Annotated in this window: 29 protein-coding genes; 13 read left to right on the forward strand and 16 right to left on the reverse strand. The window is 68.5% G+C overall.

Annotated elements, in window-relative coordinates:
• Window positions 1-738, forward strand: a 738-nt coding sequence (locus V7E45_RS15120) for a tetratricopeptide repeat protein (protein WP_333774668.1), incomplete at its 5' end; no start/stop codon positions are given.
• 153 nt (window positions 739-891) lie between these two features.
• On the opposite strand, the gene V7E45_RS15125 is transcribed toward V7E45_RS15120, so the two are convergent.
• The 9 genes from V7E45_RS15125 to V7E45_RS15165 form a co-directional block, all read right to left on the reverse strand.
• The gene (locus V7E45_RS15125) at window positions 892-3,078 is read right to left on the reverse strand and encodes a hypothetical protein (RefSeq protein ID WP_333774669.1); all 2,187 of its coding nucleotides are present in this window, start codon (window positions 3,076-3,078) and stop codon (window positions 892-894) included.
• Entirely contained in the window at window positions 3,075-4,148 is a 1,074-nt protein-coding gene (locus V7E45_RS15130; protein WP_333774670.1) for a hypothetical protein, read from the reverse strand. The genes V7E45_RS15125 and V7E45_RS15130 overlap by 4 nt, the downstream gene beginning before the upstream one ends.
• A 71-nt stretch (window positions 4,149-4,219) precedes the next feature.
• Window positions 4,220-5,440: a hypothetical protein gene (locus V7E45_RS15135; RefSeq protein ID WP_333774671.1), complete on the reverse strand. Its 1,221-nt coding sequence runs from the start codon at window positions 5,438-5,440 to the stop codon at window positions 4,220-4,222.
• Between the two features lie 6 nt (window positions 5,441-5,446).
• The gene (locus V7E45_RS15140; protein ID WP_333774672.1) at window positions 5,447-5,722 is read right to left on the reverse strand and encodes a hypothetical protein; all 276 of its coding nucleotides are present in this window, start codon (window positions 5,720-5,722) and stop codon (window positions 5,447-5,449) included.
• 4 nt (window positions 5,723-5,726) lie between these two features.
• Window positions 5,727-6,689 carry a C40 family peptidase gene (locus V7E45_RS15145; RefSeq protein ID WP_333774673.1) on the reverse strand — a complete coding sequence of 321 codons (963 nt, stop codon included), beginning with the start codon at window positions 6,687-6,689 and terminating at the stop codon, window positions 5,727-5,729.
• Between the two features lie 220 nt (window positions 6,690-6,909).
• The gene (locus V7E45_RS15150; protein WP_333774674.1) at window positions 6,910-8,541 is read right to left on the reverse strand and encodes an FtsK/SpoIIIE domain-containing protein; all 1,632 of its coding nucleotides are present in this window, start codon (window positions 8,539-8,541) and stop codon (window positions 6,910-6,912) included.
• Between the two features lie 252 nt (window positions 8,542-8,793).
• Window positions 8,794-9,933 carry a hypothetical protein gene (locus tag V7E45_RS15155; protein ID WP_333774675.1) on the reverse strand — a complete coding sequence of 380 codons (1,140 nt, stop codon included), beginning with the start codon at window positions 9,931-9,933 and terminating at the stop codon, window positions 8,794-8,796.
• 323 nt (window positions 9,934-10,256) lie between these two features.
• A complete protein-coding gene (locus V7E45_RS15160; protein WP_333774676.1) occupies window positions 10,257-10,811 on the reverse strand; it encodes a DUF6197 family protein in 555 nt (184 codons plus the stop codon).
• Between the two features lie 18 nt (window positions 10,812-10,829).
• A complete protein-coding gene (locus V7E45_RS15165; protein WP_333774677.1) occupies window positions 10,830-11,009 on the reverse strand; it encodes a hypothetical protein in 180 nt (59 codons plus the stop codon).
• Between the two features lie 7 nt (window positions 11,010-11,016).
• On the opposite strand from V7E45_RS15165, the gene V7E45_RS15170 reads away from it, so the two are divergent.
• Window positions 11,017-11,208 (forward strand): hypothetical protein, encoded by a 192-nt coding sequence (locus V7E45_RS15170; protein ID WP_333774678.1) that lies wholly within the window; start codon window positions 11,017-11,019, stop codon window positions 11,206-11,208.
• Here the strand turns inward: V7E45_RS15170 and V7E45_RS15175 are convergent.
• The 3 genes from V7E45_RS15175 to V7E45_RS15185 form a co-directional block, all read right to left on the reverse strand.
• Window positions 11,205-11,645 carry a hypothetical protein gene (locus V7E45_RS15175; protein ID WP_333774679.1) on the reverse strand — a complete coding sequence of 147 codons (441 nt, stop codon included), beginning with the start codon at window positions 11,643-11,645 and terminating at the stop codon, window positions 11,205-11,207. The two genes, V7E45_RS15170 and V7E45_RS15175, sit on opposite strands and share 4 nt — an antisense overlap.
• Window positions 11,646-11,789: 144 nt before the next feature.
• Entirely contained in the window at window positions 11,790-12,083 is a 294-nt protein-coding gene (locus V7E45_RS15180) for a hypothetical protein (protein ID WP_333774680.1), read from the reverse strand.
• Window positions 12,084-12,315: 232 nt separating this feature from the next.
• Window positions 12,316-13,110, reverse strand: coding sequence for a hypothetical protein (locus tag V7E45_RS15185; protein ID WP_333774681.1), 795 nt, complete (start codon window positions 13,108-13,110; stop codon window positions 12,316-12,318).
• Window positions 13,111-13,505: 395 nt separating this feature from the next.
• On the opposite strand from V7E45_RS15185, the gene V7E45_RS15190 reads away from it, so the two are divergent.
• From V7E45_RS15190 to V7E45_RS15200, 3 genes are all read left to right on the forward strand, one after another.
• A complete protein-coding gene (locus tag V7E45_RS15190) occupies window positions 13,506-14,267 on the forward strand; it encodes a GntR family transcriptional regulator (RefSeq protein ID WP_333774682.1) in 762 nt (253 codons plus the stop codon).
• Window positions 14,268-14,448: 181 nt separating this feature from the next.
• Window positions 14,449-15,486 (forward strand): AAA family ATPase, encoded by a 1,038-nt coding sequence (locus V7E45_RS15195; RefSeq protein WP_333774683.1) that lies wholly within the window; start codon window positions 14,449-14,451, stop codon window positions 15,484-15,486.
• On the forward strand, window positions 15,483-16,052 hold the full coding sequence (locus tag V7E45_RS15200) for a phosphotransferase-like protein (RefSeq protein WP_333774684.1): 570 nt from the start codon (window positions 15,483-15,485) through the stop codon (window positions 16,050-16,052). Before V7E45_RS15195 ends, V7E45_RS15200 begins: the two co-directional genes overlap by 4 nt.
• 7 nt (window positions 16,053-16,059) lie before the next feature.
• Here V7E45_RS15200 and V7E45_RS15205 read toward each other — a convergent pair whose 3' ends face one another.
• The gene (locus tag V7E45_RS15205) at window positions 16,060-16,899 is read right to left on the reverse strand and encodes an NAD(P)-dependent oxidoreductase (protein WP_333774685.1); all 840 of its coding nucleotides are present in this window, start codon (window positions 16,897-16,899) and stop codon (window positions 16,060-16,062) included.
• Window positions 16,900-16,903: 4 nt separating this feature from the next.
• Window positions 16,904-17,548: an HAD family hydrolase gene (locus tag V7E45_RS15210; RefSeq protein ID WP_333774711.1), complete on the reverse strand. Its 645-nt coding sequence runs from the start codon at window positions 17,546-17,548 to the stop codon at window positions 16,904-16,906.
• Between the two features lie 105 nt (window positions 17,549-17,653).
• Here V7E45_RS15210 and V7E45_RS15215 point away from each other — a divergent pair, with 105 nt between their 5' ends.
• The 5 genes from V7E45_RS15215 to V7E45_RS15235 all read left to right on the forward strand — a co-directional run bounded on the left by V7E45_RS15215 (window position 17,654) and on the right by V7E45_RS15235 (window position 21,917).
• Window positions 17,654-17,929, forward strand: coding sequence for a type II toxin-antitoxin system MqsA family antitoxin (locus tag V7E45_RS15215; RefSeq protein WP_333774686.1), 276 nt, complete (start codon window positions 17,654-17,656; stop codon window positions 17,927-17,929).
• Between the two features lie 270 nt (window positions 17,930-18,199).
• On the forward strand, window positions 18,200-19,246 hold the full coding sequence (locus tag V7E45_RS15220) for a hypothetical protein (RefSeq protein WP_333774687.1): 1,047 nt from the start codon (window positions 18,200-18,202) through the stop codon (window positions 19,244-19,246).
• Between the two features lie 80 nt (window positions 19,247-19,326).
• Entirely contained in the window at window positions 19,327-20,712 is a 1,386-nt protein-coding gene (locus V7E45_RS15225; protein ID WP_333774688.1) for a DnaB-like helicase C-terminal domain-containing protein, read from the forward strand.
• Between the two features lie 142 nt (window positions 20,713-20,854).
• Window positions 20,855-21,409, forward strand: coding sequence for a telomere-protecting terminal protein Tpg (gene tpg / locus V7E45_RS15230; protein WP_333774689.1), 555 nt, complete (start codon window positions 20,855-20,857; stop codon window positions 21,407-21,409).
• Window positions 21,410-21,560: 151 nt separating this feature from the next.
• Window positions 21,561-21,917, forward strand: a complete 357-nt coding sequence (locus tag V7E45_RS15235) for a hypothetical protein (protein ID WP_333774690.1) — start codon at window positions 21,561-21,563, stop codon at window positions 21,915-21,917.
• Between the two features lie 232 nt (window positions 21,918-22,149).
• Here the strand turns inward: V7E45_RS15235 and V7E45_RS15240 are convergent, their stop codons facing one another.
• Complete coding sequence (locus V7E45_RS15240) at window positions 22,150-22,461, reverse strand: replication initiation protein, RepL2 (protein WP_333774691.1); 312 nt, start codon at window positions 22,459-22,461, stop codon at window positions 22,150-22,152.
• Window positions 22,458-22,892, reverse strand: a complete 435-nt coding sequence (locus V7E45_RS15245) for a MarR family transcriptional regulator (RefSeq protein WP_333774692.1) — start codon at window positions 22,890-22,892, stop codon at window positions 22,458-22,460. The genes V7E45_RS15240 and V7E45_RS15245 overlap by 4 nt, the downstream gene beginning before the upstream one ends.
• A 938-nt stretch (window positions 22,893-23,830) precedes the next feature.
• Here V7E45_RS15245 and V7E45_RS15250 point away from each other — a divergent pair.
• The 3 genes from V7E45_RS15250 to V7E45_RS15260 all read left to right on the forward strand — a co-directional run bounded on the left by V7E45_RS15250 (window position 23,831) and on the right by V7E45_RS15260 (window position 25,149).
• On the forward strand, window positions 23,831-24,184 hold the full coding sequence (locus tag V7E45_RS15250) for a hypothetical protein (RefSeq protein ID WP_333774693.1): 354 nt from the start codon (window positions 23,831-23,833) through the stop codon (window positions 24,182-24,184).
• 399 nt (window positions 24,185-24,583) lie between these two features.
• On the forward strand, window positions 24,584-24,886 hold the full coding sequence (locus tag V7E45_RS15255) for a DUF6247 family protein (RefSeq protein WP_333774694.1): 303 nt from the start codon (window positions 24,584-24,586) through the stop codon (window positions 24,884-24,886).
• The gene (locus V7E45_RS15260) at window positions 24,883-25,149 is read left to right on the forward strand and encodes a hypothetical protein (RefSeq protein ID WP_333774695.1); all 267 of its coding nucleotides are present in this window, start codon (window positions 24,883-24,885) and stop codon (window positions 25,147-25,149) included. The genes V7E45_RS15255 and V7E45_RS15260 overlap by 4 nt, the downstream gene beginning before the upstream one ends.
• Window positions 25,150-26,093: the final 944 nt, after the last annotated feature.

The raw sequence follows: 26,093 nt of genomic DNA on the forward strand, positions 1-26,093 counted from the left end.
CGCGGCAACCTCGCCACCTCCTACCGGCAGGCGGGCCGGACCAACGAGGCGATCGGGATCGAGGAGGGCGTGGTCACCGACCTGCAGCGGCTGCTGGGCCGCGAGCACCCTCACACGCTCACCGCCCGTGCCAACCTCGCCACCTCCTATCTGCAGGCGGGTCGGACCGCCGAGGCGATCGAGCTGCTGGAACAGGTGGCGGCCGACCGAGAGCGGCTGCAGGGTAGCGAGCACCCCGACACGCTAACCTCCCGCGGCAACCTCGCCGCCTCCTACCGGCAGGCGGGTCGGACCGTCGAGGCGATCGAGCTGCTGAAACAGGCGGCGGCCGACCGAGAGCGGCTGCTGGGTAGCGAACACCCCTCCACGCTCACCGTCCGCAGCAACCTCGCCAGCGCCTACTATCAGGCGGGTCGGACCGTCGAGGCGATCGAGCTGCTGGAACAGGTGGCGGCCGACCGAGAGCGGCTGCTGGGTAGCGAGCACCCCTCTACGCTCACCGCCCGCAGCAACCTCGCCGGCGTCTACTATCAGGCGGGTCGGACCGTCGAGGCGATCGAACTACTGAAACAGGCGGCGGCCGACGGAGAACGGCTGCTGGGTAGCGAGCACCCCGACACGCTCACCGCCCGCAGCAACCTCGCCGGCGCCTACCGGCAGGCGGGCCGGACCAGCGAGGCGATCGAGATCGAAGAGGGGTTGGTCGCCGACCGAGAGCGGCTGCTGGGCGGCGCGTAGCTGGCGGCGCATGGCCAGCTCACCGGTGGAGGTTGTGCCCCGGTCGTACTCCGGCAGCCCCTTCAGATCGGGAGCGAGGGCCAAGCGCGCTGCCCGGAACACAAAGCGGCCCGCGCCGTTGGGCGCGGGCCGTGTGACGTGCAGGTGCGGGTGTCAGAGATCGGAGGGAAGGGGCTCCCCGGTCTCAGCGTCGTAGGCGATGCCGGTCGGGGACAGACGGATGGTCCGCGAGTACGGGGCCATACCTTCCTTCCAGCTCTTGCCACCTACCGCCACACGAACTGTCACGTCAGCAAGCCCGTCTGTCACAGGCAGGTTGATTTCGGGATCGCGGGGGTAGCGATCTGCTCCCCGCGTGCTCTGAGCTGTCGCACCTGATGGACCGTCGATGCGCAGGAATCGAGCGTTGCGGTCGAAGTAACTCCGCAGTTCCACGACAACGTGGTCTCTGTGGGTGCTCCACTGCGCCACTACGTCCGCTTCGACGCCATCAATGTGAAGCCCGGCGCCTGACCGGCCCTTATATGCCTCTGCCTTGGCCTGCCTGTCATGGCGCGCCTGCTGGTTGTGGGCGTACTGCCATACGCCTGCGGAGACGATGCCCAGGGCCGCGATCATGGCGATGTAGCGCCGGGTGTGCCGTCGTGTCGGCGTGCGTCCGTCGCTGTCGACGGTGGTTGGCTCGGCAGGCGGCTGGGGGTTGCTACTCCATGCCGGTGCGGCTGCGGTGGTGTTCGCGGGCTGCTGCCACCATTCGACATCTTTGCCCATGCGGGTGACGGTAGCGCGCAGTTGAGCCGCCTGGTCGGGGCTTCCGCACAGTTCAGCCACCCGTGCGCGGGTGGACAACCACAGGGCGGCCTCGTCGGAGTTGATGCCGTGCGCGGTGATGTCCTGCCGTTCGCCGATGGCGGCGAGCTGGGCGGCTTCATCGCACCGGCCTTCGCTCGCTGCCTGGATGACATCGTGGTGGCGTCCGTCTATTACGTTGGGCGGCATCTCCCAGTCCCAGTCATCGGCGGCCTCCTGCTCAGCCAATGGCGTCTGGTCGATCAGCACGGTGTCCTGTCGGTCCACGTCGTCCAGATCGACGTCGGCGGCGCGGGCGGGCTCCGTCTCGGTGGTTTTCTCCTCGATCTCGGTGATCGTCTCGGCAACGTCGAGCACGGCCTGCTGTGCTGCGCGGCGGCGCGTGGAGGTGTCCGTGAGTCGGGCCTCGTTCTCGCTGAGCACGGTCTCGATGATGTCGACGTAGTCGGGCCCGACCTTCCATACGGCCTGTCCCGGATTGAGCGTGGGGATTCTCTCGACTGCCCAGGTGGGCAGGCCCAGCAGTGAGCCGACGATGGCGGCCTCTTCCGGGCCGAGGCGTCCGACGTGGGCGATCTCGCACAGCCGCGCCAGGTCTTGTGCCTTGCCGTCGCCGAGGTCGGACAGCGTGTGCATCACCACGTCAAGGGAGAGGGCGGCCCTGCGGGAGTACTTCAGAAGGCGCTGGATCAGCTCGGCCGTCGCTGGGGACAGCAGGATCTGCCAGGCCTCCTCGAGGACCAGGTGCCTGTGGACGGCGGTCGACTGTCGCAACCACACGTGCTCCGCCCAGCAGGAGATCGCTGCCATGAGTGAGGGAATCGCGGGGCTATTCCGGTCCAGGCGGGAGAAGTCGAAGGAGAGGATCGGCAGGTCTGTCTCGGGCAGGCTTGCGTCCTGGCCGTCGAACAGGCCCCGGAGCGAGCCTTCGGTGTAGCGGGACAGGGCGATCGCGGTGCCCACGCCCCACTCAGAGAGGCTGGCGGCCGGCCACCTGCCGTCCTCGGGGTTGACCAGCGCGTCGACCAGCCCGTTCAGCGAGGTCGCCTTCGGGTGGTTCAGGGCATGCTGGAGTGCGTGGGTGGCCTGGGGGCTGAGCGCGGTGGGCTCCACGGCGGCGATCAGCGACCGCACCAACTGCTCCCGGACTTCCGGCGGGAACATGGAGCTACAGGGGTTCAGGGTGAAGGCGCCGGCTTCGATGATCCGGCCGCCCAGGGAGCGCACCAGCGGCGCCCACTCCCCGCCGGTGCTGTGCTCCCCGAAGGAGTCGATGACGACGGCCTGGTGGGCGTGATCAAGGATCTCGCGGCGGATCCTCGTCTTAGCTGTGGTGCTCTTACCGGAGCCGAGACCGCCCAGGGCGAGGCTGTTCGTGGACGGCAGCACGGCCGCCGAGGCGCGGACCGGCGAAAGATGGAACGGGCGGCCGTCCAGCAGGGACCGCCCAATCCGGATGCCGGGGAAGCTGGTGCTGGAGGCGACGAGCGGTGCCGTGATCGCGGCGTGGCTGGAGGGCAGACGGATCACAGGATGGCCCCTTTCTGGGTGGAGGCTCCGTGGGGGGTAGTCATCACATGGGCGCGGTGTTGCTGGCCGGGGAGCCAGTCGAGATGGATGCGGTGCCGGTCGGCGGTGAGTGTGGCCTGCCAGCGGGCGTCGGTGACCGTTTCCGGGCTGTCGCCCCACACAGTGAGGTAGGCGTCGAGGTCGACGAGCGTGGCGCCCTGGACGAGCGCGCCGTGCGCGGTGCTGGACGCGATCTCGTAGGTGGTGGCCTTCACCTTGTCGGTGGTGAAGGCCCCGCTGGCGGCGGCCTGCCACTTCGCCGAACGCCGGGACTGAGCCGCTGGCAGCGGCCGGTACAGCACTGCCAGGGAGCGGTCCGCTTCCTGGCCCAGGAGCAACCGGGGCATGAGGTCACCGCCGGCCTCTTCGGGCCAGGTGGTGATCCGTGCGGTGGCCGCGTACCGGCCGTCGTCCAGCGCCACCCAGCCCGGTCCCCGCTCGGTCACATCGAGGACAGGGTCGGGTGTGAGGGGGGTCAGCGCACCCAGGGCGGCGAACTCGCCCGCCAGGGTGTCGAGGACCCGAGTGGGCTGACCGGCCAGTCCCTTGGGAACGTGCACGCTGATCGTCTGCGCGTGCTCGGTGTGGTCACCGACGGTGGCGTGGTGGGTGACGTGGACCTGGACTCCAGCGGTGCGCGCTTGGCCGGCGGTGAACGTCAGCGCGCGGGAGAACGCGTCATGAAAGGCGGCCCGGCTATGCGGGTCCTGCATGGTGCCGTGCTCCGGGTACAGGGCCCACGTCGCGGTCGACCCGGCCCGGGTGGTCATGGTTGCGGGGGCGGTGCGCTCGCGCAGGTGCCGGTAGCCGACCGTCACCCACCGGGCGATCGAGCGCGGCCCAGGCGCGAGGTTGAGGAGCACCGCGGCCGCTCCCACCGCGCCGAACGTCCACACGGGAGGCGGGGTCAGCATCGCGGACGCCAAGACGACGCCGCCGGCCCCGGCGTTGATCTTCGTCAGCAGGGTTTCGGCGGGACTGAGCCCGCGCTGCACGGCGGGGACACGGTAGCCGGGAGTCAGGGAGTACATGACGAAGCCTCCAGTGGCGCATAACGCGCCTGGCCCCGGCATCGGCCGGGACCAGGCGCAGGCGAGTTGTTCTAGGGGGTCGGCGGCTGGGTGGGTGCCGGATTTGGTGGCAGGCGCTGCCCGTTGGGCGTCGGGGGCTGGGCTGAGGCGCGCGCCTGACTGCGCGCCTCACGAAGTTGCGCGTTGCGGGCGGCGTTGTGCCGGGCCTGGGCGATGGCGGACTCGGTGGTCAGCCGTGTCGGGCGCTGCTGCTGCTTGACGCCGTAGGCAGCGAACAGCACGCCCCGGTCCTGCGACATCGCACGGCCAGGAGTGTCCACCGTGCGCAGCCCGCGCGGGGTGTTCTCCCGCTCGTACACGTCGGGTGAACCGGCCTGCACGACCGCCCGCGCCAGCGGGTTGCTGGTGCGGTTCTCCACGAAGGCGCGGGCGGCGCCTGCCACCTTGGGCCCGAAGTAGGGCACGCCATGGAAGATCATCCGCAACATGATCACGTCTGCGGCAACCACCAGGGCCGAGTCCACCACGAGTGAGCCCTGAGCGAGCTTGACGAACGGACTCACCAGCAGGAGCGCGAAGGGGGCGAACATCAGCCCCAGCAGCCGCTGCGCCCACTGCTTGACCGCGCTCGTGTCACCGCCGCGGGCCAGGGACGCCAGCACCAGCGGCGCCATGCACACGAACATCAGGATGCCGATCTGGCGGGTCATGAAGACCAGCGTCGCGAACCCAAGGGCAACGACCAGGGCGGCGATGATCAGCAGTTTCGCCAGCGGGTTCCCCGCGTCCGCCCCATGCTGCAGGTCCTGACGGATGACCGGGAACAGGGTGGATTCATTGCTGTCGAACGCGACCGTGAACGCCGCGCTCACCGCCCGATTGAGCAGCATCACCGCGCCTGGCACCGACGCCATGCCCGCCACGGCCGCGAGCGTCCAGCTGGTCGAGGCGCCCATCTGCTTCAGACGCGGTGCGCCCTGCCAAGCGGTCAGGGCGCACACGACGACGACACAGATGAAGATGGCGACAGCCAGGTGCTGGCCGAGCCACAAGAACTGCTCGTAAACCCAGTTGTCGACCTTGGCCGGCGCCCACGTGTCCTTCGGGGCCACTAATCCTTTCAAGGTCTTGAGCAGGCTGTTGGCCAGGTTCTTGACGTTGTCGGCGGCGTTGCCGGTGATGCCGCCGCCTCCGCCGGTGCCGGTGCCGGGGGGACCGCCACCGGAGTTGTCCTGTTCGCAGTAGGCCCGGCCGGGGCCTTTGATCAGGGCGCAGGGGTCCTTGTCTGCCATGCCGGGTCAGCTCTTGGCGTTGGTGACGGTGGAGAACAGGGTGTCGCCGTAGAGGGCGAGGATGACGGCGACGAACAGGGTGCCGACCGCGAGGGAGCCCTTCTGCAGGGCGCCCTTGGGGTCGTTGGACAGCTGCAGCAGCATCCGGAGGGCGATGATCGCGATGACGGCGGCGATGCCCTTGGTGACCAGGCCGCCGCCAGTGAGGCCGATGGTGTCGAAGAAGTCCTTGAAGCCGACGGACATGTCGACGGGCTTGGCGAGGGTGGTGAGCTGGGGCATGGGTTCAGATCTCCTGGGTGTGGTGGGAGGTGGGGCGGGCGACGGCGATCAGGTCCGGCATGGTGTCCATGGGGTCGTAGCGGACCTGGGTGCCGGGGCGCGGTGCGTCGAGAATCCAGCCGCCGCCGATGTAGATGCCGACGTGATGAATGCTGCTGAGGCTGGAGCCGTAGAACACGAGATCGCCGGGGCGTACCTGCCCGGGTTTTACGGGTTCTGACGCGGCGTATTGCTGGGCTGCTGTGCGGGGTAGGGCGATACCGGCTTTGGCGTAGGCGTAGAGGGTGAGCCCGGAGCAGTCGAAACCGCTGATGGATTCACCGGACCGGCCTTGCGGGGAACAGCACGTGCCCGTACTCGGGCCGCTTTCGTTCCCCCCGCCCCACGAGTAGGGGGTGCCGATCATTCTCGTCGCCGCGTTGATGGCCGCAGAGGCCTGTTCCGTGCTCGCGGTTTTCCCGCCGACTGGTTGGTGGGCGAGTGCCTGGATGGAGCGGACGTAATTCTGTGTCTCTTTGTAGGGAGGCACGCCGCCGTATTTGCGGACCGCTCCGCTCCCGGCGTTGTAGGCGGCGAGCATGTTGCTCTGCTTGTCGCCGGGCACGTCCTTGATGTCTTTCGCTATGCCGCACAGATATCCGGCGGCCGCGGGGATCGCGTCCTCCGGATCCCACACGTCTCGTTCACCGTCGCCGTTTCCGTCGACGCCGTGCCTCTCCCATGTGGACGGCATGAACTGCGCGATTCCTTGCGCGCCGACCGGGGAGCTTGCTTTCGGGTTGAATCCGGATTCCTGGGTGAGGAGTGCGGCGAGCAGGTTGGGTGTGACCTCGGGGCAGGTGTGTCCCGCTTCCTGGATCAGCGACCGGTACTTGCCGGGGACGGCGAGGCTGAGCGCCGTGGACAGTGGGCTGTCGCCGGCGCCCTGTACGAGCGCGGCCACGACCACGGCCGCGGTCGCTCCCACGCCGACGGTGACGGCCGTTGAGGCTCTCACGGGCGTAAATCTCCTTCCCTTGCTCGTTTTCGGTGTTTCCACAGGTCAGATCCGCCATGGTGGTCCGCCATGGCACCGCCATGGGGTGGCTTTTGACCGCCATGGGACCGCCATGGGTCCGCCCGGTGTGGCGGTGTCATGGCGGTCGTTGGCGGTGCTGTGGCGGTGTCTGGGCGGTGGCGGGTGGCGGTCATGAAGCGGCCCTTGCGAAGGCGATGAGGTCGTCCAGGCGGTAGCCGCGGCCCTGTGAGTTCTTGTGCGTGGGAGGGCCTCCCAGAAGCTCGTTGAGCCTCTTTCCGCGCTTGACCGGATCGTCTTCCAGGATTCCGAGAGCGGGTGCCATGTCGGGTGTGGTCATGAATTCCACGCCCTTGCTCCGCATCAGCTCGATGGCCTGACGGAGCGGAGTTTCCTCCGGGATTTCTTGCACACGCCTGTCGATTTTTTCGTCGACCACGTCCCAGATGAACTTGTCGTCGAAGTTGAAGCCCCGGATGAGCGTGGATCGTCCCTTAGCGAAGAGGACACCCTGCCCCTTGATGTCGGGGTCGAGGAGGGCTGGGTTGATCGGCGCGATGGTGTCGAAATAGGTGTCGCCGAGAGCGACCTTCGCGGTCCCCGCCGATGCCACATACAGGCACAGGCGATAAAGGAACTGATCTCGCACCTCAACGGGAATGGCGTTTACCGACGGACGCTGCGTCATGAGGACCGTGGAGATCTGGGATTCCAGGGACTTGGAAACCAGCGAACGCGTGTCGTTCACGATCTGCTTGGCCTGATCCTTCTCCTCAGTGGTTCCACCGGAAGCGAAGAAGTCGGCCCCCTCGTCCACGATGAAGATGACCGGCTTGAACTTCGGAACGGGCTGCCGTTTTCGGATTGCCTCCTTGATCTGGGCGTACCGGCTGTCCGAGAGCTGGTTCAATTCGCACACCATGCTCCAGAAGACGGCCGGATCGTCCGAGGATTCGTAGCGGGTGGCGATCGGTTCGAACCTGGTCAGCCCGCAGAATTTGCCGTCGAGGAGGTACAGGTCGAAGTCGCCGTACGCGATGAGCAGGCAGGTGATGAGCCCGTTGATCAGCGTCGTCTTGCCCATCTGCGTCATGCCTGCGACCAGTAGCGAGGCCTTGTCGAAGGTGGGCACGCCGACGAGCCGGCCGGTGACGTCGTGGCCGAGTGGGATCCCGGCGAACGTCTCGATCTCACCCCGGGTGGGCGCGGGGAAGGGGCGGTTGAACGGCGGCTCGTGCAGCTTGAGCAGCCTGACCCGGCGTTCGTTGTCCCGGCTGCGCTCCAGCGTCATGTGCAGGCGGGTGACGTGGAACATGCCCGCCACGGTGCCCAGGCGCTTTTCGACGTCCTCGTAGGTGCGCCCTTCGGGCACGAGGAAGTCGTAGAGCGTGCCGGTCGGCAGGTCGTTGACCGTGGCCTCGTTGAGCTTGATGATCTGGTCCCGGCCGATGGCGCCGGCCGTGGTGAGCGCTGCGGTCAGTTCCGGGTGCGGCGGAGCGGGTTCGGTGGGTGCCAGGGTGCCGTCGGCTTGCAGGGTGACCGGTGCGGCTTGCAGCGCCACGGTCTGTCCGGGCGGCGGTGTCCCGGCGCTCGCCTGGGGTTTGGCGACGGTCCTGGGTTCGCGTGTCCACAGGCGTCTGGCGGCCGTTCTGGCCCTCCAGGCGCCGTATCCGAGGGCGATCAGGGCTCCGGCGGTGAGCAGTACGGTCGTAGGCCAGGACAACCCGAGTTTGTCCTTGATGGCGGCGAGGACGCCGAAGGCGATCACGAGGCCGCCGATCGCGCCGGCGGCCTGTGCGTGCATGTCTTCACCTGCTTGTTTTCCTGACACGCCTGTCCTTCTTCGGTCATGAGCACGTGCACGGGTCAGTGCGCGTATCGGGCTTTGGTGGAGCTCGCCGGGGCTGCTCCCTGGGTCTGCGAAACGTGCGTTCGCTCGCCAGGTCACTCACCGGGTCTGCAACCGGTCGACTGCTGCGGGTTTCCGGCAGTCGCAGCAAGGGCCAGCCCGCGGTGTTGCGGGCTGGCCCCCACTGGTGGTGCCGGACAGGACTGGTCAGGCGTCGGCGCCTTCGGTCGCCTCGTCGTCGGTGTCGGTGTCGGTCATCTCGCCGTGCCCCTCGTTGGCGCGCAAGACGGCCCAGGCGTGGCGGATGCGTTCCTCGCTGCCCTGATAGCCCGCTCCGCGGAAGGAGCTGCGGGCCTGGCGGAAGGACATGGGCGGGTCGTCGGCGTAGCGCAGGTGGCGCAGCACGACGCCGATCTGTGCGTCGGTCAGTTGCTCGCCGGTCTGGGGGACCGGTACGCCTGCTACGGATGCGAGGCGTTCCAGCGGCACGGTGTGTGCCGCCGTGTGTGCCGGTGTGCCGGTACCTGTGCCGCCGGGCGTGCCATTGCCTGTACCGGAGGCGGTCGACAGGGCGTTGACCTGCGTGCCTTCGGTGTGACGGGCCGTGCCGCCAGGTGTGCCGGGCAGCGCGGGCGCGGCAGCGGTGAAGGTGGCGAAGTCGGGCAGGGTGATCGCCGCGACCATGGCGGGCAGGGGCTGCTCGGCGACCGTGGCGGCGGTTGCCGCGGCCTGCTCGTGCAGGTCCTCGGTCATGGTCTGCTGGGTCTTGAGCACCGACAGGCGGTAGGCGGTCTCGGCTTCGGCGACCCGCTCATTGAGGTCGCGGGCCAGCGCCAGCAGCTCGATGCGGTCGGCGGTGTCCGCCTCCATCTTCTCCAGCTGGTCGGCGACCGTCTGCCGGCGCTCCGCGATGATGCGCCGGGTGGCGGGGGACACCTTGCGGCCGAGCGCGGGCAGGGCGATCCACCAGGCGCCCTTGGTCGCCACGATGGCGATCGGGGCGATGACCACGGCCAGGTCGAAGCCGGCCCCGGAGTGCCTGAGGCGCAGCGCCAGGTCGACGGTGGGGATCGCGGCGTTGACGGCGGTGAGCGCGATGCCGGCCCACTGCACGCGCCGGATACGGCTCTTGTTGTTGCCGGACAGAATCTCGGTGGCCTGGAAGACGCACCACAGGGCGTCCAGGGCGCCCACGGTCGGCACGGCCCAGCCGCCGAACCGCGGCTGAAGAATCTGGTAGCTGACGGCCACCGACAGGGCGGCCACGCCCAGGGTGATGACCCCCAGGATGCCGAGGACCATGCCGCGCGGTGACGGCTGCTGCCACTTCCTGTTCCTGGTCTTCACGAGTGCTTCCTTCCTTTCTTCTGGCGGGCCAGCAGGGCGGCCAGAACGACGATGCGAGGAGGGGTAGGGGTACTAGGGGGTGGTGCTGGTCAGGCGTCGTGGGGGGTGTCCTGCTGCTTCGGTCACGGCTCGCGTGGGCAGGACTGTCTGCCCTGGACCGGGGGGGGGGGGGGGGGGGGGGGGGGGGGGGGGGGGGGGGGGGGGGGGGGGGGGGGGGGGGNCCGTGTTGTTTGGGGGGGGGGGCGGCGGGGCCCCGCGCCCCCCCCGCGGGGGGGGGGGGGGGCCCCGCCGGGTCAGGTAACCGATACAGGTGGCGGTGTCGGTCAGGCAGAAGGTCCGTAGGTGCGGGCGAAGAGGGCGCCGGCAGTCAGCAGGGCGGTGATGTCCTGGTGGGTGCGGGTCAGGCGTTCCGACCAGCAGGTGGCGCGGGCGGTGTCACATCCGGTGTGGGCGCGGATGACCAGGTCCAGGACGTTGGAAGCGATATGGGCGGTGTCCGGGTCGCCGTGGCTGCTGCCACCGATGTGGCGCAGGACGGTGGCGAGGGTGCGCTGCGGGCCGGTTCCGGCCTCGTCGCGGACCAGGCGCACCAGGGCGCGGAGCATCTCGTCCGGGGTAGCCGTGTCCTCGTCGGGGAGGTCGGAGCCAGCCGACCATTCCTTGCCGTAGTCGTAGACGCGGACCCAGCCGTCCTGGTCCAGCAACCGGATGGCGGCCTCCAGGTGAAGGGCTACGGCCTCGCCGGTTGATTCCTCTCCGGACGGCCCGGTCCACGGCTGATACCGGTCGGCGGCCAGCTTGCCAGCCTCGCCGAGCGTGATGTCGGTGAACCGGGCGGCAGGCGTCGTGGTGCTCTGGGCGGGGATAAGCGAGGTCACGGCAGTGGTCCTTTCGGCTCAGCGCTTGCGGCGCTGCTTGAGTCGGGTGAGATAGGCGTCCTGCAGCCGGGCGAAGGTTTCGTACAGCCGCTTGCCTGTTGAGCAGGTGGGGCTGTCGGCGCAAGGGGCGCAGGAGGCGGTGTGCGCTTGGCAGGCGCGGTGGGCTGCCTGGTAGCGCTGGTACAGGTCGTCAGGCACGGGGGCGGTGTCTTTCGCAGTGCGGGCGGTGGTGCAGGTCGGCTACGCAGTGCCCGGCGTCCGACTCGGCGGCCGCGGCCAGGACGGCGGCCGCGAGCAGGAGCTGGGCGAGCGGGTGCGTGGGGCCGACCGCGGCGGCCCGGACGGCGCGCTGCTGCGCTACGCGGGCCGCTTCTATGCGGTGAGGCATGCGGGCTAGCGGCAGGCGTCGCAGGTGCCGCCGCACCAGCCCTCGAACCAGCCGCCGCACACGTCGCACTGCCCGCCGCCGAACGCAGGAGCCGGGACGGCATCGGCCGGCGCGGGCGTGAGGGTGCGGGCCTCGGCGCAGCGACACTGCCAGAAACCGCACACCCCGCAGGCATCCTGCTCGTCCTCGTACAGGCCCGCGAGCCGGGCCCGCATCTCGGCGACCGTGCGCGGCGCGCGCCGGTGGGCCGGGATCGTCGCGTCCTGGGCACGGACCACGGCCAGGAGGTGCGCGCCGAGCGCGGCCGCGGAGGCGGCCAGGTGCGGGCGGGCGCCCTCGCGGCGGCGGGGCGTGCGGTGGGAGTTGACCGCGTCCAGGACGGTGGTGAACCTGTCGTCGTCCTCTGGTGTGCGGAGGATCGAGCGTGTGATCATCGTCGTGGTCATGGGCAGGCTCTCTCTTCCTGTGACCAGACGGCCCCGGAGCTCTCACCTTCCGGGGCCGTCATCTGAGACTGGCCGGGCGGCCAGCCACGGCCCGTCTCCCGCCCCGAACGCTCTGGTGGGCGGGAGGCGGACCGTGGCGGGTCGTCAGGCAGCAGGCGCGTACAGGCTGGAGTCCGTGGCGGGGCGGATCAGGTAGTCGCTGTCGGTCCACACCGTGCCGACGGCGAAGGGCTGTCCGTCCGGGCGGAGGGTGTCCCGGACGATCACCGCCCACCGGGCCGCTGTCCGACGCAGCAGCTGCGCAGCGTCGGCCGGGGCGGTGACGAGCGCGAGGACCTCGAACCGGCCATCCACGTTCTGGTAGATCGCGCCGGGACGGCGCGGACCGATCTCGTCCTGGACGGTGGAGCGGGCCTGGCGGAATGCGATGCTGTGCACGTGGTCAGTCCTTTCGCGACGGGATGAGACCGCGACAAGAACCCCCAGGGGCGCAATCCCTGGGGGTTCGTCGCATGCTGTGCCCCCGCACGTAGACGGGGCAGTGCGTCCTGCGCACACCACCGGCCACCGCCGTAGTGGCGTGGTGGTCGATGGGCAGCGCAGGGCTGCAGAGATCCCGGCAGAGGTGGCGATGCCGGGGCGAGAGCGGCCGCAGCCGCTCTCGACGGGGTCAGTTGGCGTTACTGCGCATGGGGTGAAGGGTTTCCAGCGGCACGTTGCGGGCCTCGGTGGGGGCGTCGCCGGCGGGTAGCTGCCCGCGCCGGGTGTCTGCGTCCTGCACCTTCGGGAGAACCGCGGCCCACTGGGACTTCCGATTCGCGGGGGCCGCCAGCGCGTAGTGGCGGTCGAATCGCTGACGCTCCCGGGCGAAGACCTCGCGGATGGCCTGGCGCTTGGGCTCCTGGCGGAGCAGTCGGAGGAAGGTGACGGCCAGGCGCTCACCATCGCGGCAGGGCACCGGTTCGCCGTCGCGGGCGGTGGCCTCGCCCCTACAGGCCAGGCAGTGCTGCCTGTGTCGCCGGAACGCCTGGCGCACCTGTTCCGCGCTGATTGAGACGGGCGTCATCTGGCTGACGGCCGGTGGCTGCGTCGTCTTCGGCTTGCGCAGCACCTTGGTGGCGCGGCGGGAGGCAGTGGTCGGGGCCGCCTCGATCAGCTTGGTGCGCCAGGCGTCAACCTCGACGTCGAGGGTGACCCGGCGGTTGGTGCCACCCGTGCAGCGGTGCGCTCCGGCGGTCCCGGCCTGGCCGGTGTGGTGGGGCACTAACTTCGGCGTTCCCAGCATGCCGGTGATTGGGACCCAGGTGGAGCAGTCGGGGCAGACCAGGTGCTCCTTGCCAGGGGTTAGGTCGAGCTCGTTGGCCTTGAGGCCGGAGGCGATGATCGGGGGACGGTGGTTGACCTTTGAGGTACGGGTCTTCCGGCGGCGCTTGCGGGCCGTCGGCATCGCGGGGGTCGTGGTCATAGGGGCCTCCTCATGATCGGAAGGACGGGCGCGTCGCGGTGCTCTCTCCGCCCGTCAGGCCGCCCGGGTCGATCCCAGCGTCCTGATGGACGGAGCACCTGCACTGCGCGTACGCGTGCAAGCCGCGCCAGCCAGACACCTGGTCCGGGGGATTTGGTGGAGCCATCAACCCCGGCCCTCCCAGTTCGGGAAGGGGCTTCCTGCGGTATTGCCGCAACCTCGGTACCGAGGTTGCACACTCAGTGAAAGGCATCCTCGGTAGTGATGTCAACGACTTCGGTACCGAGGTGTGTCGCTAGCCGGTATCCTGCCCCACACCCTCGGACACGCCTGGGCACCCCCCGGGCACCTCGGTAGCAATCACTCCTAGGATCGGTACTGAGGTAGGGAGACAGATGGCAGCAGACGAGACGGACACACCGCCCACCAAGGCCCAGCAGATCGCTGACGAGCTGAAAGCCGCGATCGAACGAGGTAACTACGGGCCTGGCGATCGCTTGCCCGGTGAGAACGCACTCGCCGAGCAGTACGACGTAGCGAGCCTTACTGCCCGTAGGGCGCTGAAAATCCTGCGGACGGAGGGACTCATCGAAACAAAGAAGGGTGCCGGAGCCCGGGTAATCTCCTTCGATCCCATCCGGCGTCGCGGCCTGCAACGACTGACCCAAGGGCATTGGGGAAGCGGCAAGTCGGTCTGGGCCGCAGACGACAGCCGTATTCCAGACGTCGATCAGATCACGGTCACGGAAGGCGTTCTCCCTCCTCGCCACATCAGCTCGGTTCTTGAGCTGCCTCCAAACGAGGCGGTGTGTGTACGAAGTCGTCGATACCTGATGGCCGGGCGCCCCGTCATGATCGCCGAGTCCTATCTGCCTCAGTCGCTGGTAACGGGGTCCCCGATCACGCAAGCCGACACAGGTCCAGGCGGCGTCTACGCCCGTCTTAGGGACCTTGGTCACGCGCCAGCCCGTTTCCGAGAGGAGGTGCGGGTCCGTATGCCCACCGCTGAGGAAGCGACCCGGCTGGCCATTCCTACGGAGAGGTCGGTTATCAAGTTGGCCCGCACAGCCTTTGACTCGGAAGGGCGAGCCGTGGAGATCAACGAGATGACCATGGATTCGGCCGCATACGTACTGGACTACGAATTCGACGCCTAAGGGCTCCAACTCCCACACCATAAACTCCACCTGATGGCTGATCTTGTGTGGGCTATCACACTCGCTGGAGCTGGATCGCAACATCACAACGCCTTGTCCAAGCTCGTGCGCATAGGCGTTCACAGGTTTTCAACATCCGCTTACACATGGGATTTGCGGCTGCGGGCCTAGGCTCACAGTCATGTCGATGACGGAGGGGATCAGGGTGGGGAAGCACCGGGCAGGCTGGCGGCCAGACCGGCTGCGTGAGCAGCGCGAGGCTCATGGTCTGACTCTGGAGAAGGCTGGTGAACGCCTCCGTGAGGTGGCTGAGCACGCCAGACTCAAAGGCATCCCTGCTGCAAATCCGCAAACTCTGTGGCAGCACGAGCAGGGGGAGGTCTACCCCGGCCCCCACTACCGGCGCGCTTACTGCCTTCTGTACCGGGCCACCGAGCCCGACCTGGGCTTCCGCGCCGCGCTGCCGGGGGAGGAGACCTCCTTCAAGCTCACGCCGATGGACGACCGTCTCAACGGCTCGCATGTCCTGGCGGTTGAGCGAGCCATTCACCGCATCGCGCCGGGCTCCGACGAAGCCGACCACTTCGACCTGCAGCAGCGGATCATCGACGCATGGAAGCGCCGACACACGGGCGGCGACCCGCACCGTCCCGTGCTCATCCTGGTCGGCGGCTTCGCGGGCAGCGGGAAGACCGAGCTCGCCCGCTTCTTCGTTCAGCTCACCGGCTGGCCGCTGCTCGACAAGGACCCGCTCACCCGACCGCTCGTGGAGCGGCTCCTGATCGCGCTGGGCGGTGACGCGAACGATAGGCACACCAAGCTCTACCGCGAAAAGGTCAGGCCCGTGGAGTACGACTGCCTGATGCAGTCAGCCATGGCCAACATCAAGTGCGGCATCTCCACGGTGTTGACCGCGCCGTTCATCTCTGAAATGACTGACCCGGACTGGATGCAGCGCCTGACCAACCGTGCGGGCTCGATGGGTGTCGACGTCTTTCCGGTGTGGGTGCGCTGCGACGAGGAGTCGATGCGCGAGTACATCGGATTCCGTTCAGCGGCTCGGGACGCGTGGAAGCTCCAGCGGTGGGACGAGTACATGGCCACGATCGACCTGGAGCTGCGCCCGGCAGTGCCGCACCTGGTCGTCGACAACCGGCTGGGGACCGCGGTGACGCTCGCGGACCAGGCCCGGCAGGCGATGGGGGCGATGTACGCGTGACGGAGAAGCAAGGCGTGATCCTCTACGGCCCGCCGGCGTCGGGCAAGGACACTGTCACCGCCGCGCTCAGCGACCTCAACTCCAGGTACGCGCAGTTCGCGCGGCTCAAGGTCGGAACGGGCAAAACGGCCGGTTACCGGATGGGCACGGCGGAGCATCTGCGTGAGCTGGAAGCCGCGGGCGACGTCGTCTACGCGAACGCCCGGTACGGCAATACGTACGTGATCGACCGCCCTGGCGTCGACGCGGCGTTCGATGCCGGTGTGCCGGTGGTGCACCTCGGGCAGGTCGACGGCATCCGAGCGCTGGTCGACGGCTACCCGGCCGACTGGTCGGTGGTGCTGCTGTGGTGCCCGCGCGAAGTGACCGAGCAGCGGTCGGCGGAGCGCGACGACAGGGACACCGCGGCGCGCCTGGCGGCATGGGACGCGACTCGCGAGGACCTGGACGCGCACCCGGGCATGGTCTGGAACCTGACCGTGGACACCACGGTGTCGGCTCCGCAGGACGCGGCGCGGCTCATCGACCAGCTGCTGGCGCAGCGGGCGGGAGCGGCGACGGCATGAGCGTGGGCTACGGCTGGACGAGTCGGTCCAGGGCGTCGGTAAGCGTGAGCTCGCTGTCGTCCTTAGCGTCGGTCCACCGTGCCAGCGTCGACGCGGCCGCGCGCAGCATCTCCGGCGGGAGGCCGGCGGCCGCGAGCGCATCCGCAGCTTCCTCCAGCTCCGGGCCCCAGCGCCAAGCGCGCGCGGCGGTCTTGGCGACGTACTTCGGCTCGGACAGGTACGAGTCGGTGCGCCTCGATGCGACCTCGATGAGCTCCTGGTCGACGCCGTGCTCGCGCGCCATGCCGATCGCGAGCGCCACCAGCACGCGCGATGTCTTCTGGAAGGCGGCGTACGAGAGTTTCAGCGCGGATGCCTTCCCGATGTCCGTGCCAAGGAGTGCCGTTCTAACGGCGGTACCTGCGAACAGCGCCTCCACGCGATCGGTCGCGCTGGCCGGGCCGGACAGGTACAAGGTCGGCGTTTTGCCGCCGACCGGCGGGGAGCCGACGACGCCGCCGTCCACAATGGTCGCGCCGTGTTCGAGCAGCACGGCGATCCGCTTCGCTCGCTCGGGGTTGATGGCGTTCGCCTCTACGTACATCCCGGCAAAGCGATGCCCGGCGACGTCACGGGCCAGGTCCTCGGCAGCGGCCGGCGGACAGAGGCTGATGACGATGTCGCTACGATCCAGCAGCTCAGCCAGCGTCGCCACGGCTGTCAGCCCGAATCGGGCAGCGCGCTCCACGGATGCGGTGCTCCGCCCGGTCTCACACCACAGAACCTCGGCCGCGTTGGTCGCGGCGCAGGCGGCGACCGCGGCACCCATGCTGCCGGGGTGGAGGATGCCGACGGTCGGCTGGTCCACAGTGCTACTCCGTCTCTGCGAGCAGGATGGTGATGGCGTCGGTGACGTCGTCGACAACGTGGTGTGCGGCGGGCAGGTCGTCAGGCCAGGGACGGCCGCGCAGCCAAATGGTGCGCAGGCCGGCCTGGTGGCCGCCGCCGATGTCGCCGGTCGGGTTGTCGCCGACCATCCAGCCGCCATCCGCAAGGCTCACGCCACACCGAGCAGCCCCGAGTTCGAAGAGGCGCCGGTCCGGCTTGCGGATCTCCAGGTCACCCGAGGCGGCGACTCCATGGACCAGGTCGGCGAGACCGGTCCCGGCGAGTTTGGCGCGCTGGATGTCGCCAGCCCCGTTTGTGATGACGCCGATCGTCCATGCAGCGGCGCGCAGGCAGGCCAAGCCCTCGAGGACCTCGGGGCGGCAGGTGACGGCGGCGGATATGAGGTCGACGTACTCCTGCCACAGGTCTGCGGCCGACGCCTTCAAACGGAAGGCTTGCCGCAGTCGGGTGAAGTCGGCGGCGTTCGCACGGTCGGCAAGCTCGGTGCGCAGCCACTGGTCGGCGTCTGGGGGGAGACCGCGGGAACGGCACAGGCTGCTCACAGCATCGTCGAGAGCCGACAGACGATCGACCAGCGTGCCATCCAGGTCGAAGAAGGCAAAGCGCATGTCGTTGACCTTAACTTGACGGTCTTCGTGCGACATGCCGCCAACACCCCAGCCAGCAGTCAAGATTTATGTATAGTTCTGGATCACGTGAGAAGAGGGGGATCAGTGTCTGAGCTACTCGATGCGGTCGACGCTCTACTCGTACGTCCAGATGCCATGCCGCCGCCGGAGATCCGTGCACGCCTACGCAAGGCCGACGGGCTCACCCAGGAAGAAGTCGCCAGCGTCTTCGGGGTCACCCGGGTGGCGTTTAACAGGTGGGAGGTCGGAGCGGCAAAGCCCCGCCGCCGGCACCTGGAGGCATACGTCCGTCTGCTCAGAGGGTGGGCTGCCAAGCATCCTGGTGCCGCCGACGGATTTCAGTTCGCGGAGGCCAGCTGATGGTGTGTCGCCCGACCCAACCCCCGTAAATGCGAAGCGGCCCCTGTCGCCACAACAGGAGCCGCTTCCAAGTCCGACTCAGTCGCCCTGTCAAAGCTTCGAGTCGTGTCCGGTGAGGTGACCTCGCCGGGGTGATGCCCGTGGACCCTTGGGTCCGCGCAGTCACCTATACCCAGAGTATGCGCAATAGATTGCGCAACGCCACTACTCCGGGGCCCTTGTAGGTCACATTTGCTGGTCGCGGCTCCCCTACCTGGGGAGATGTACCCCTTGCACCACCAGACCGGCTCCGACGACTTCGGCGCCACTCAGTTCGAGCGCGGATGGGAGCCACCAGAAGAGGTCATCCTGCGGCGCGAGCTTGTACGCACGCCAGGACTGCAGCCAGAAGACCTCGGCGTCCTCGCGGAACTTCTGCTCCGTGATCCCCGTCTGCCCTCGACCATGGAAGCGATCCGCAGCGATCTCCAGGCCCAGGGCTGGAAGATGGGCAAGGACCGCTACACCGCCATCGCCGGGCGCCTGACGAAGGCCGGCCACCTGGCCCGCGTCTCGGTCTACGACGAGTCAACTCAGCGCCCCACCTGGGTCACCAGGGTCTACCGGAACCCGGCGAACAACAGCCAGTACGTCGACCTGGGCATCGCGGCATCCGAGCAGGTCAGGACCGAAGTGCGGGAAACCCGCGATTCCTCGCCCCCCGGATCGCGGGAAACCAGCGTTTCTCCAGGTCAGAGCCGGAATGCTGGAAACCCGCAGTCCGGACCCGAATCGCGGAAAACCCGCCATCTGGAAACCCGCGATTCGCCAGGTCAGAGCCAGAATGCGGGAAACCCGCGATTCGCTTCGCACCCCCCACACCCCCCGGAGGAGGTAACTACCTCCTCCCCCTACCCCCTCACCGACCCCTCGGGGCCGCTTCCGTCACAACGGGAGGCTACGGAGGAGAGCTTCGCCCCGAAGGACCTCCACGCCGCAGAGTCGTTCTTGCAGGATTTGCAGCCGCCGCATCACATGGGTGCTGCCTCGGCGCGGAAGTACGCGCCCCTGCTGCTGCAGTCGATGGCTGGGCAGGGCTGGCCGTCGATCCACGAGGTCGACCGCGGGCTGCTGACGCGGGAGGTCACTCGGGATCCGGCCGGGTTCAAGCGGCCCTCATCGCTGGTCCCGACGCGGATCCGTGATCTGGCCCGCTACAGCGTGGTCGCCGGTCCCTGCAGATCCCGGGACGGCCTGGCCGGGCCGGAGCGGTGTCCGGACCACCCGGCCCGCTACCGCAAGGGCTGCATGGACTGCGCCATGACGGTTCCCGTCTGACCACATGCGTGCGGGCCGCTCCCGTGCAGGGGAGCGGCCCGCGAATCCCCTGAACGCTCAACTCGGACAGGAGACCTTCAGTGTCCACCAGCCTTCCCGGTCAGCGCCACGACGCCCCCGAAGCTGACCACGACATCGACGGCGGCCGGCCGGCCGGGTTCACCCGGGTACCGCCGCAGGACCTGGACGCCGAGCAGTCAGTGATCGGGGCGCTGCTGCTGTCCGGCAGCCCCAGCAGCGCTTCACACCGGTACTTCGCAGAGATCCTGGACACCGGCATCCTGGCGGAGGAGTACTACCGACCCGCGCACCAGACGATCCACCGGGCGATCTGCGAGGTGCGCGCGGCCGGTGAGCCGGTGGACCCGGTCACGGTCGCCGATGCGCTGACCCGCAACGGTGAACTGGCACGCGTGGGCGGCACCTCGTACCTCCACGCGTGTGTACAGGCCACGCCCACAGCCGCGAACGGCTCGCACTACGCCGAGATCGTCCGCGCGAAGGCGTACCGGCGGGCGGTGATCGAATCAGCGCAGCGGATTCTGGAGTTCGCCTACAGCGAGGCCGGTGACGAGGACGAGGTCCGCGACCTGGTCGAGCAGCAGCTCACCGCCATCGTCGCGGGCACCCCGGGCCTGCATCAGGCGCCGCCCACGGTCGATGACCTGTACCTCGACTTCGTGGCGGACCTAGAAGACATCCAGAACGGCCGCAAGATTGGTCTGCCGTACGGGTTCGCCGACCTCGACTCCCTCACCTCGGGGATGCGGCCGGGCAACGTGACCGTGGTGGCCGCGCAGTCCGGCGTGGGCAAGTCCACCTTCGCCCTGGGCGCTGCCGTCGCCGCCGCCAAGGCCGGCGGAAGGGTCATGTTCTCCTCGCTGGAGATGAGCAGCACCGAGCTCATGCAGAAGATCGCCGCCGCCGAGGGCAACCTCCCCCTGCACCACATGACCCACCAGGGCATGCTCACCCCTGAGGGCTGGGAGAAGATCAGGCGGCTCGGCGCAGAGCTGTTCAAGACCCTGCCGCTGCGGGTCTACCGGCCCGACGGCGCCTCCCTGAGCGACATCGCCTCAGCCGCCCGGGCCTGCGCCCGCGCAGACGGCCTGGACCTCCTCGTCGTGGACTACCTGCAACTCGTCGAGGTCCAGACCTCCCGCACCATCACCCGCGAGCAAGCCGTCGCCTCCGTCTCCCGCGGCCTGAAAAACCTCTCCGTCCAGCTCGGCTGCCACGTCATCGCCCTCTCCCAGCTCAACGACGACGGCCTCATGCGCGAATCGAGGGCCATCAAAAACGACGCCTCCCTCGTCATCAAGGTCGAACGCCCCGACGCCGACGACAAGGACTCGCCCCGGGCCGGCGAGGTCGACCTCGTCATCGAGAAGAACAGGTTCGGGCCCACCTGCACCCTGACCGTCGCCGCACGGCTCCACTACTCCCGCTTCGAGGACATGGGCTGACCCCAACCGCCCCGACGGTCCCACAGGCGCCCTGCGCGCCTCTCTCGCGGCCGATCACCCCCTCCGGCGTCAATTACCCTTCCGGACCCTGTGATCGGCCCGAGGAAACCTCCACCGCCGATCTTGAAAGAAGGTGCCCGTCATGGGTCTGGTCTCCGACGGCCTCGACCGCGCCGTGCACAAAGCGTTCACCCGCCCCATCCCGAAGTCCGCGGGCGCACAGATGCGTTACCTGGTCCGGCAGCTCAAGGGCACCCGACAGGTAGCCGCTCTGCTCGACGTCTCCCAGCGCACCGTCGAGCGCTACGTCAAAGACCAGATCCGCCGGCCCCGCCCCGACCTCGCCCAGCGCCTGGCCGACGCCGTCCGCGCCCGCTGGCAGCCCCGCGTCCGCGAACAAGCCCGCCGCCAGGCAGCAACCTCCACCGGCCTGATGATCGACACCCGGGCCCGGTTCGGGTTCACCGCCGCAGCTGGCAGCACCGACGACGCCCGGATCCGGCACCTCACCCTCGCCCTGCCGCCCGCCTTCGCCGCGCGCCTCTTCGACGCCCAGCAAGCAGGCGCCAGCGAGCAGCAGCTGCGCGCGATCACAGCCGAAGGCCTCGGCGAGGCCTACTTCCGCGACGGCGGCCGCCGCGCCCACGGCCTGGAGGTGGAGTTCACCGACGTCGAACAGCTCGACTTTGACCTGTAGCAACGGAGCGGCTGGCTTACTGCGATTGAGAACTTCAGTCGGCGAGCGTGCAACTTGGCGACTGGAGCGGGCGGCGTCAACAGCTCAGGACAGTGGGTGATCTCCGTGCGTACCCCGTGACGTAGCCGTGCTCTGTCGACGTTGGCCGGGCATGATTCGACGACTCCTCACCGCGGCGGCCGGCGCGGCAGCCATCCTCACCGCCCTCACCACCGCCCCGGCCACGGCCGCCTCGGCGACCGTGCCGCTGCCCCGAGCCTGCAACACGTCGGCGGTAGCCGCCCAGCTCCACACCACCGATGACGTGCACCTGCGCACGGGCCGTTCCCGGCACTCCCGCTCGGTGATGGTGCTGCCGAAGAACACGGACTTCTACGCCGAATGCTGGGGTGTTTCCGGTAACGACTGGTGGGCGTACGGGAAGGTCGTGTCCGGCTCGGCGACCGGCCGCCGCGGCTGGGTCAGCATCGACTATGTGGCGACCGGATACCGGCACTCTGCTTGGTGAGCTCGGCTTGTCCGCAGGGTTGGGCTATCACGTTGCGGACCTCGTGCCTGCCCGCCTTGCGCGTGATGTGCAGGTCACGGGGACCATCCCCGCGGGCGCGGGGAGCAGCGGAGAGTTGCGGGAGTCGGACAGCTCGCCGGAGGGTCTGGTTCAGGTATGCCGTTCGAGCGGTCGTTCCATATGAACGATTGGTACATGTTGCGAGAGCGGGCCAACCAGCGGGTCCGCGATCTCACATGACGCGGCGCATGGGGACGATGTTCTCCTCACCCGTTGCACGGGGAGTAAGGCGGAAGTACACGATGTTGGAGAAACGATCCGACTGTTCCAGCCAGCCGGACTCAACCAGCTGCCGCCTCATCCGGGAGAAGACGGTAGGAGTCATGTCGACCTCAGCCGCGAGCTCCTGCCCGGTCATGCGAACAGCGCCGGCCCGGTCGGTCGGCATCATGGCGTATAGCAGGACGATCAAACGCTGGCTCGGCGAGAGGCCCGCCGTACGCCGCAGCACGGCCCGGTAGTACTCGCCGTCGGTAGCCTTCACTGGCCCTCCCAACCACGCGGACCCGGCGCGACCCATCCTGGGATCTCCGGCGGGTTCCAGTCCTTCACCGCTTCCCTCTGCTCAAGACCAGATCCGTGGAACGCGATGTACGGACTGATCCGGTACAGCTTGATGCGGCCCAGCTTCCCAGTCTCGATGATCAACCGGTGCCTGGCCAGCTTCTTCATGATCCGCCCGAGCGCATCCGGTGTCATCCCGACCTCATCAGCGATGTCCTTGCCCGTGCGGTGGACAGGATCCATACCGGGAGGTGACGCACCGATGAACCACAGCACCATGAACTTCTCGGCCGGCGTGAATCCGGAGGACTTGCGCGTGATGGCGCGCACCCTCTCCTTGTCCACGGTGGCGTGCCAGCCGCTATACGCATACGGCGCGGTAGGGACGTCGTTGCCGAACTCGTCTACCATGCGCCGCACGGGCCGTGCTGCTGCCAACGTTCGTCCCTCCGAGCCAGGGCATTGCTGATCTGTGCAGGTGAGCCGACCGTGAGATCGGTTGAGATGAACCTAACGTACATGGCCGATTGGTCAATGCATTCCGCGCCCTCGGTCGTGTCGCATCCACTCGGATCCCAGTGTCGGCAAGCGGTCAGGAAGCCTCACAGGCAAGCAACATGTACTTTTCGTTCATGCAGGACGATCTCAGAATCGGGTCGAACCGATCCTCGAGTCGGCCGCAGCCGTCCTCAAAGTCGTCCCGAACAGACCACCAGATCGGCCGCGTAGGCTCGTTTCCCCAGGTCAATCAGTGTTCACGCTCGGCGCCCTCTTATACCGATGTGAAACCTTTAGCCGTAGTCACTGAGCTGGCGTCACTACGTCTGTGGCTGACGCGGCTTCGCGTGCAGCTTGTGGTCATGTGCAGGTCGTGGTCCGCACCAACGGCTCTGCGTCTCGGGGGGCTGATCCCGTCGACGAACAAGCACTTACAAGCAGGGCTGATCTGGGAGTTACCTGAGCACGCTCTCCGCACGTGCACGGTCAGCTACCTCTCCGTCTGGACTTCCGTTCTGTGGCTGAGCTCGATTCAGGTGATGCCGTGCTGGGCTTCGATGTGAAGGTGCAGCAGCGAGGCCACATCCGGGTGCTCTCACTCACCACATGCCATCTGATGCTTCGACTTCCAGGACTGCTGCTCCACCCACGTGCGCAGTCCAGTCGGCGCTGCCTACGTCGAGGTCTAACGTGGTCTCCGGCGCACCCTCTGCACTGCGAGCCCCAGCGGGCTAAATCCAAGAGCAGTCCTCACCTACGTCGACGACCCGGGCCTGACCACCAGAACCCCGCATGGGTGATCTTGCCCGGCTGGCCGTGACGACTACCGCCTGGCCTCCAGTTGGTCCGGCATGATCCGACGTCTCCTCATCGCGGCGGCCGCCACAGCTGCCGTCCTCGCCACCCTCGCAGCCGGCCCCGGCCCGCAGGCGCACACAGCGGTCGCCGGGCCGAAAGCCTGCAACACCGACGGGGCGTCCGCGCAGCTGCACACCACCGCGGCCGTCCACCTGCGCACCGGGCGCGGCACCGGCCACCGCTCCCTGGCCGTGCTAGCGAAGAACACCGACTTCTACGCCGAGTGCTGGGGCGCCACAACCACGGACATGTGGTGGGCATACGGCGTGGTCGAGTCCGGGCCCCGCACCGGGCGCCGCGGATGGGTAGCCGACGACCACCTCGCCACCGGCTACAAGCACCCCTGACACCATCGTGCACCCCTTGATCACCAACACTCACGGGACGAGACGCACGAGCAGGCCCAGGATGGTGAGCAGACCTTAGCCATCACCATCGGACTGCTGCTCCTCGTCGGCACCGCGCTGCTCCTCTCCTGCTGGACGGGCCCCGTCACCGCGTTCGTCCTCATCGCTGCGCCCGTCCATGGTGCCTACGTCCTCCCCAGCCTCGTGCGCGTACTAGCCCTGCGCCGTGCCGTACGCCGGCTTCTGGGCTGAGGACGCCAGCCGTCGCTGTGACTTGCCGTGGCCGGAGCTGTGATGGGGCCTTGGGGCGTGTCGGCGGGGACTGCGCGCTGATGTCCTCAGCGCCTCCCGGCCCAGCGCACGCAGCGCTACCGTGGCTCTGACACGTCTGGAGGAGTCATGAGCGCCCAGCCCGACCACGCCGCCCCGCCGTCGGCCGTGGCGCCCACTGCGGCCAAGCAGCTGCTCGCCGAACTCCGTGCCAGCAGCCGGGCGGAGAGCTGGGTGCCGGCTTTCGAACGTGACTGGGCGGCCGCCCTGGACGACGTTCGGCACAGCTACAGCCTTGCCCCCCTCCACACGGTGGTCGCCGCTTGGACGGCCCGTCTTGCCGCCCTGCCGGCCGTGACCGCGTTCTCGGACGGCGGCATGGACGACTCCGACGGCATAGACGCCCAGGACGTCCTCGGGACTCGCACGTGAGTGACGCATTCACCGCACGCCTTTCCCCTAAAGCTCAGGACGTCCTGACCGCACTGCCCGACCACGCGCGGCAAATCGTGCGCGACGTGCTCGACATCGCCGGCCGGGACCCGTGGGCCTTCCCGCCGTTCGACAGCCGCGACCCCGAAGGCGAAGACGTCCGCTCCGCCTCGGTCGGCCAGCTCACCGCCGTGTACTGGATCAACCGACCAGCCGGGCGTCTGTACGTCCTCGACCTGATCTGGCTCGGCCAGGTCCCTTAAGGAGAATCGTTCGCTGCTCACAGCCGCTGGTGCACTTGTTCGCGTCCGGTCAACAATCCACTGGGACGCAGATATGGGCCGGTCTCGATGAGGCTGCGGGCTCTCGGGACCGTCGCCGGAAGGCGTTGATGGCGCGAACACCTATCTGACTGAGCCGGTCGAGGGATCATCCCCGCGGGGGCGGGGAGCAGCTCACGATCCGCTGCGCGGACTGCGGCGAGCCGGGACCATCCCCGCGTGCGGGGAGCAGGTTCGCGGCGAGGTCGACATCGACGACGTCCTGGGACCATCCCCGCGGGCGCGGGGAGCATTTGATTTGCCAGAGCCCGACGCACCCAATCTCGGGACCATCCCCGCAGGCGCGGGGAGCAGTGGTCTGACAACAAGGTCGGCCAGGCCATGGCGGGACCATCCCCGGGGTCCGGGGAGCAGCAGACGGCTCACGTCATGCCAGTGCAGATGACGGGATCATCCCCGCAGGTGCGGCGAGCAGAGGACCTACGGTGGTCGCCGATGAGGACCTGGGGACCAGCCCCGCGGGCGCGGGGAGCAGACGGACTACAACTTCGGCGCCGACAAGACCACGGGACCATCCCCGCAGGCGCGGGGAGCAGTTGAGCACGTGGCCGGTCGCGGTGCCGGACCAGGGACCATCCCCGCAGGCGCGGGGAGCGGAAGCCGCTCAGGGGCACGCCCTCGCGGTCGAAGGGATCATCCCCGCGGGCGCGGGGGAGCAGAACGTCTCGGGCCTCAAGCTCAAGGTCAGTGAGGGACCATCCCCGCGGGCGCGGGGAGCAGTCGTCAAAGACGGTGACGATGCCGCGCATCAGGGGACCATCCCCGCGGACGCGGGGAGCAGAGCTTCTCCTACATCCTGCACCTGCCCGTGCAGGGACCATCCCCGCAGGCGCGGGGAGCGGAAGCCGCTCAGGGGCACGCCCTCG

The organism is Streptomyces sp. IBSBF 3136 (assembly GCF_036815105.1).
GTDB lineage: Bacteria > Actinomycetota > Actinomycetes > Streptomycetales > Streptomycetaceae > Streptomyces.